This is a genomic window from Gemmatimonadales bacterium, assembly GCA_030697825.1.
Classification (GTDB): domain Bacteria; phylum Gemmatimonadota; class Gemmatimonadetes; order Gemmatimonadales; family JACORV01; genus JACORV01.
This window is the reverse complement of sequence record JAUYOW010000175.1, coordinates 1-4,393: the sequence shown is the minus strand read 5'-3', so window position 1 is coordinate 4,393 and position 4,393 is coordinate 1. Positions and strand designations below refer to the sequence as shown.

Here is a 4,393-nt window from a genome sequence, read left to right as displayed (position 1 = left end):
CCGCGAACCCAACCCAGGTAGATCGCGAGCTGTGCGGCGAGGGGTCCCGGCGCCAGCTGGGCGAGCGCGAGACCCTCCTTGTACTCCTTCTCGGTGAACCAGCCGCGCGCCTCGACCAGGTCGCGCTGCATGTAGCCCACCAGCGCGATCGGGCCGCCGAAGCCGATGGTCCCGAGTCGCAGGAAGTACCCCAGCAGCGGACGCAGACCGGAGTTCACCCGCGAGACTTCCGGAACGCCGCGTACAGGTCGTCGAAGACGGCGGCCCCGCGCGCGAGGCGCTCCGCGTCGTCTTGGTGCGCCGCGGCGATGCCGTTCACCAGCGCCGCCACGCCGGCGGCCTCCCCACGCTCGAACTTCTCGTCCTTGCAGTCCACGTCGTGGACGATGTCGGCGATGGCGCGCAGCGCGCGGTCGCGGACGCCGAACCGCGCCAGCAGCGTCTCGAAGGTGCAGCGGTCTCCCTGGTGGGTGTACTCGGCCTCGAACATGTCGAACCGCAGCTCGCCTTTGGCGGGCGAGTACCCCTTCGCGGGCACGAACTTGAACCGCGCCTTGGGGTCGAGGAAGCGGCGGATGAGCCACGCGCTCGCGATACGATCAACCTTGACGCCCTGACGTGTCACCCACGTCCGCCCCGGCTTCACCTTCAGACGTTTGCCGATGGCGGCGGGCGTCTCCTCGCGCGCTTGCTTGGGTCGGAACATCGCTTCCAGCTCCTGGTTCGTGATGCCCGCGACAAACACCGCTTCGCACACCGTCGCCTCGCCGCCATCCGCCACGATCTCACGGGCGAGCCACTGGAAGTCCTCCAGCGCCTCGTCGCCGCGGGGGAGGACGTAGACCGAGTTCTTGAGCGCCCTGGCGCCCATCCGGTGCAGCCGGCGCCGCACCTTCACCCGGAAGTAGTCGGGCTTGGGCGGGATCTGGTGGATGAGCAGTAGCCACCGCGCCTCGCCCGGCGCCCCTTGCGCTGATGTCGCAGCTGAATCATTCATTAGTCGCAACTGTATCATGCCGGGCCTGGAGGCGCAAGGAGGCATCATGAGGTGCGAGGACCCGCTGTTCCTGACCCGCCGCGACGTCGCGGAGTTGCTCACCCTCGATGAGTGCATCGCCGCCGTACATCACGCCTTCAGGCTCCACGGCCAAGGGCTGGCCGCACGTCCCGGCATCCTCGGCCTTCACGTGGACGGCGGCGGCTTCCACATCAAGGCCGGCGTGCTCCCTTCTGCCCGTTCCCCTCACCCCTACTTCGCCGCCAAGATCAACGCCAACTTTCCAGGCAACCCGCGCATCGGCCTGCCGCTCATTCAGGGCGTTATCGCGCTCTGCGATGCCGAGAACGGCGCTCCGCTCGCGCTGATGGACTCGATCGAGATCACCATCCGGAGGACCGGCGCGGCGACGGCGGTGGCCGCGAAGCACCTCGCGCGGGAGGACGCCAGGGTCGCGGCGATCGTGGGCTGCGGCAACCAGGGCCGGATCCAGCTGCGTTCGATAGCCGCGGTGCGCCCCATCACCCAGGCGTTCGCGTTCGACGAGAACGCGGATCGGGCCGCCGCGTTCGCGCCCGAGATGTCAGCGGCGCTCGGCATCGCGGTGCACGCGGTGCCCAACCCGGCACTCGCCACCACGCAAAGCGATATCGTCGTCACGTGCACGCCGTCGCGGCGGGCCTTCCTCGGTCGCGAACACGTGCGGCCCGGCACTTTCGTTGCGGCGGTGGGTGCGGACAGCGAAGCGAAGCAGGAGCTGGAGCCCGCTCTGATGGCGGCGAGCATCGTCGTCGTGGATGTGCTGGAGCAGTGCGCGACCATCGGCGACCTGCACCATGCGATCGCGGCGGGCGTCATGACCAGGGCGGACGTACACGCAGAGCTGGGGGAGGTCGTCGCGGGCCACAAGCCCGGGCGCACGTCAGACCACCAGATCATCGTTTTCGACTCGACCGGCATGGCGCTGCAGGATGTCGCCGCGGCCGTAGCCGTGTACGAGAAAGCGTGCGCCGCCGGAGCCGGCACGAGGCTCCACCTGAATGGACGGGCCCGGACGCCGTGGTGGCTCGCGCCCGGCATACGGTGACGGGTCCGGGCGCCACCGTCCCGGCCCGGGGCGATCGGCTGACGGTCAACGGTTTCAGGCTCCCGAGGTGCCGCGCGTGAACATCGATGCCGACTATCTCACCCTGACGCTCGCCGACCTAGTGCGGATCAACTCGATCAACCCCGCCTTCAGCGGCGGTGCGACGAACGAGCGCGAGATCGCCGACTACGTGACGGCGGCCCTCGAGCGGCTCGGCATGACGGTGTCGCGCCACGAGCCCGAGTCCGGCCGCGCCAGCGTGGTCGGGCGCCTCACCGGCAAGCGGGGCGGCCGCGCGCTGATGTTGTACGCCCATCTGGACACGGTGGGCATCGAGGGGATGGCCGACCCCTTCTCGGGCGAGGTCCGCGACGGGCGCCTGTACGGGCGCGGCGCGTACGATATGAAGGGAGGCCTGGCCGCGTGTCTGGCCGCGGTGCGCGCGCTCCGCGACGGCAACGTCGGGCTCGCTGGCGACCTCCTCGTCGCGGCGGTCGCGGACGAGGAAGTGGCCAGTATCGGTATGTCGGAGGTGCTCCGGCACCACCGGGCGGATGCCGCCATCGTGACCGAGGCGACGGAGCTCGCCGTCTGCGTCGCGCACAAGGGGTTCTGCTGGATCGAGGTCGAGACGCATGGGCGTGCGGCGCACGGCAGCCGCTACGAGGAGGGCATCGACGCGAACATGCGGATGGGCCGGTTCCTCGCCGAGCTGGACCAGCTCGAGCAACGGCTGCGTAGCTCGCCGGGCCACCCGCTGGTGGGTCCGCCGTCGCTGCACGCGCCCGTGATTCGGGGCGGGACCGGCACGAGCACCTACGCGGCGCAGTGCCGGCTCGAGATCGAGCGCCGCACCATCCCCGGCGAGACCGAGGAGCAGGTGCTCGCCGAGATCCGGGCGATCGCCGGCCGTCTCACCGCGGCCGACCCGACGTTCCGCGCGAGCGTGAAGCCGCTCCTCACCCGCCGGCCGTTCGAGAACTCGGCCGAGGCGCCCATCGTCCGCGCGCTCGCGGATGCGGCGACCACCGTGCTGGGCAGCCGGCCGCCGTTCGTCGGCGAGCCGTACTGGATGGACGCGGCGCTGCTCGCCGACGCGGGGATCGACACCGCGGTGATCGGCCCGGCGGGCGCGGGCGCGCACGCCGCCCTTGAGTGGGTGGAGCTCGACTCGGTGGCGAAGCTCGCCCTTATCCTGGCGCGGGCGGCCGCGGCGTTCTGCGGGCGGGCCCGCTGACCCTCTCGTCCCGGGGGCCGTCCTGGTCGTTCCCGCCCCGTTGGGGACCCTCTCTGCCAATAGTAGGTGAGACACCGACCTTCAGGAGTTTAGTGTAGAGGGCGAAGGAGAGGTCGATCATGATCGTGGAGACGAGAGCCGTCCCCGCCGAGCCGGAGGCCGAGCCATCGAAGCGGAGCGCCCCCGCGCGCAGCTCAGCGCCCCCGCCGAAACCGAGGCCGTGCCACCGGCGGTAGGACGTCGCCTCCTGACATGATGCGTGGGCCCCGTGCAGGCCGAGGCGATGGTTGGGGCACGTGGAAAACTTGCCCCTGCATCCCTCAAGGTTTCGAGAAAAATCCGCTAGCGGTGTTTCGGCTTGCGGCTCCGGCCACCCTCGCCGGCCACCGTCGGGGCACCCAGCTCGGTGACGATGCTGCGCCCAAGATCCGCGCCGAGACGCGCGACGGCGGGGGCCAGCTCGCGAGCCACATCGGTACCGAGGCTCTCCAGCTGCGGTGCCAGCCGCTCACCGATCTCCTGGCCGAGCGTCTCGCCGAGCTGGCTGAGCGCGGGCTCGAGCCGCTCCACGCGCCGGGCGAGGCGGCGCGCCGCCCGGTCGACCGATTCCGGGTCCTGCGACCAGACGCGCATCAGCGTGTCCAGGGCGGCGTCGAGATCGGCGTCGCTATCCAGCGTCACCGTCATGCCGCCGGTCACGTCGGAGGACCGGTCCAAGTCCACGTCAACGTCACCTGTGCCGATGCGGACGCGAACTCGCCGCAACGCGTTCTCAACCAGGTCCTCGATGGTGTCGGTGCGCTCCGCGTAAGCCGGCGCGCCACGCATCCGGACCGGCTCCAACTGCCATGCCGTCTCGCCCGCCTCGTTCACGATACGTAACGTGTCGTCACGATCGCACACCTCGCGGTCGTCGGTCACTTCGTCACCGTTCACCTGAACGGTGTAGCAGACCGGCAACTCGAAAGCGCGGCCCCACTGCCGAAACGCGAAGCGCCCGCGGCCACGCAGCCGCACGCTATAGCCCTGGTGCAGCACGAGCAGCCGTCCCCCTTCGCGGATGGACATCCAG

Annotated in this window: 5 protein-coding genes; 2 read left to right on the top strand and 3 right to left on the bottom strand. The window is 70.4% G+C overall.

The genetic code is table 11. The annotated features are described in order from the left end of the window. Positions 1 to 218 (bottom strand): chromate transporter (locus Q8Q85_09425; protein MDP3774474.1); only part of this gene is annotated, 218 nt, incomplete at its 3' end. Beyond that, the gene (locus Q8Q85_09420; GenBank protein MDP3774473.1) at positions 215 to 997 is read right to left on the bottom strand and encodes a chromate resistance protein; all 783 of its coding nucleotides are present in this window, start codon (positions 995 to 997) and stop codon (positions 215 to 217) included. The genes Q8Q85_09420 and Q8Q85_09425, both read right to left, overlap by 4 nt. A gap of 46 nt (positions 998 to 1,043) precedes the next feature. Between Q8Q85_09420 and Q8Q85_09415 the strand changes: the two genes are divergently transcribed. Further along, positions 1,044 to 2,084 (top strand): ornithine cyclodeaminase family protein, encoded by a 1,041-nt coding sequence (locus Q8Q85_09415; protein ID MDP3774472.1) that lies wholly within the window; start codon positions 1,044 to 1,046, stop codon positions 2,082 to 2,084. A gap of 76 nt (positions 2,085 to 2,160) precedes the next feature. Then, positions 2,161 to 3,321, top strand: coding sequence for an ArgE/DapE family deacylase (locus tag Q8Q85_09410; GenBank protein MDP3774471.1), 1,161 nt, complete (start codon positions 2,161 to 2,163; stop codon positions 3,319 to 3,321). 342 nt (positions 3,322 to 3,663) lie between these two features. On the opposite strand, the gene Q8Q85_09405 is transcribed toward Q8Q85_09410, so the two are convergent. Beyond that, positions 3,664 to 4,393: hypothetical protein (locus Q8Q85_09405; protein MDP3774470.1), on the bottom strand; the 730-nt coding region annotated here is incomplete at its 5' end.